The following is a 2,136-nucleotide window of genomic DNA, read 5'->3' as shown; positions in this document are numbered from 1 at the left end:
GCGCAGGCTCGGAAGGCTGGGCGATGATCCCCTTGGGCCAGGAATACACTACGGTGAGCCCCTCACCCGGTGCAAAGGGGGCAGCTGATTCCACGGTCCCGTCGGGAAGCGCCCGGGCATCCTGCCCCTTCTCACCGGTTCTTCCCGTGTAAAATTCCACGGCCGAAAATCCCTCGCCGTGGTCCCTTCCAGGCAGTTTCGCCCGAAAGGACGCCTTTTCAATGACAAAGGGCCAGTCGTTCCCCGTGGCATTCCAGTAGAGCTCGTCGTGTTGATCAAAAAAACCGAGCTGCCCGGCGGTTACGTACGTGATGGTGAAGACGTGCTTGCCGAAGGACAGAAGAACGTCGGGATCGCCGAGGCGGAACTCCAGCCGTTCGCCGGCACGGCTCACCTGGGCCTGGGTCGGCTTCCCGTCGAGGAGGGCGGAGACAAGGTCAAGGGGAGCCCGCCGCACCTTTCCTTCGCTGTCGGTGAAATCGGTGGGTATGGACCGGATGATTCCTCTGCGGATATCCTTTCCCTCCGCCACAACGGCAATGCGCTCCGTGACGGTCAGCGAGGCGTCCGTTCCGATCTCCGCCTCCACGTCGAAACGCACTATGCGCTCCTGGGCCGGAAGGGGGGACGCCCCCCAGAGGAGTATCCAGGCAAAACATACGGAAAGCAGCAGTGAACCAGTCTTTCTCACAGCCGTCTCACCCCCTCGGGCTCATTTTCTGAAAGGGCTCCGGAGGCTTTCGCCTCCGGAGCCCCCATGTCACACTCTTTCCGTCACGGCTTTTTCTGCTCCTCCGCTCCCATGGCACTCCACTTCGCCGCCATGGCGGAGATGGCATCGATGTCTTCCTGCTTCGCCGCTTCAGTCACAATGGTGAAGTCCGCCCGCTCCATGTCGGAGGCGAGAATATCCAGCGAACGGAACTCCAGGGCCCCTTTCAGGCCTTCGAGGATGTAGGGAATCCCCTCGACCAGGTCCGATTCCTCGGAGATGAAGGCAGCCCACGGGCCTTCCGGGTCGAGAAGGGAGAGAATAGTGTCCCGGACCACCTTCGCGTCGAAATGAAGGAATCCCTGGAGCCTGTCGTCCCCGTAGAGGGCCTTCATGCGGTCGGAAAGTTCGGGCGCCGCATCGAGAGCCTCGGGGCTCAGAAAACCCGCCAGGAGAACTCCGTCTTTGATGCCCATGACGAAGTCCACGGGGTCTTTCAGCGCATAGAACGCGGTCCAGCCTGCCTTCGTCACGGGCTCGAAGGGCATGCCGCTCTCCCGTGCGGCCATTTCCATCAGGGGCAGCAGCAGGTGAACTTCCTTTGTTTCGCCTGAAAGGTAAAGGTATCCCCCTGGAAGAGGACTGCCGAAAAGCTTCGTCTGGCCGCCGAACACCATGCCGACCGTCTTGAGGATTTTCAGGATGGCATCCTCGTCAAGCCCGAACTGCTGGGCCGCATCCAGGAACTGGACGGCCTGGGCCGCATCGTAGTCTCCGCCGGCGGCGGCTTCACGGAGAACCTGGAAGTGCTTCTTCTCGAGGAAGGGCCTGCCGACAAGGGTAAACCAGGGTTTCCCGCCGCCAAGCAGGATGCGGTCGTCCTTCGTCAGGGGCATGGACGGTGTGTCGGCCGCGAGGGAAAACACCTTCGCGAAGTTGGTGAACACGGAGAAATCAAACCCCTTGTCCGAAGCGTTGATGCCCGCCTCGGCCAGAAGGTTTCCCACGGGATCCTTCAGGACTCCGTCCGATTCGGCCTGGAGCTCGGAGGCTGCCATGCCGTTGTCGTGGAAGAAGAAGAAGCTTCCCTGAGGAAGGCGCCTGTCGAGCTTCATCCTCTTGCTGCCGTCGTTCAGCGCTTCCCTCGCTGCGGCGATGTCCTCGGGGGTGAAGCCCACGAGGACCATGTCCTGTTCCACCGAGGCGAGCACGAGGGCCATGCCGCCGCTGATCACTGCGTAGGTGGATCCTTCGAAGGGAGCGAGGATCAGCTCTCCGGGAACAGGGCTGTTGATAAGGGCGTCAACGTCGCCCTCCTGTCCCTTGCCCTCGGCCATCCGGGCGAGGATGTCCTTCTTTGCGTCGGTGAAACGGATCGCCCCCTGCAGGGAGAATCCCTTCTCACCATAGCCCACGGCCACGGA

The 2,136-nt window shown here is 61.9% G+C and carries 2 protein-coding genes; both read right to left on the bottom strand.

The window, feature by feature from the left end:
- Positions 1-691: DUF2207 domain-containing protein (locus C8D99_RS15045; protein ID WP_133959319.1), on the bottom strand; the 691-nt coding region annotated here is incomplete at its 3' end.
- Positions 692-774: 83 nt separating this feature from the next.
- Positions 775-2,136: hypothetical protein (locus C8D99_RS15330; protein ID WP_166670242.1), on the bottom strand; the 1,362-nt coding region annotated here is incomplete at its 5' end.

The organism is Aminivibrio pyruvatiphilus, from assembly GCF_004366815.1.
GTDB classification, from domain to species: domain Bacteria; phylum Synergistota; class Synergistia; order Synergistales; family Aminobacteriaceae; genus Aminivibrio; species Aminivibrio pyruvatiphilus.
This window is presented reverse-complemented; position numbering and strand designations above follow the sequence as displayed.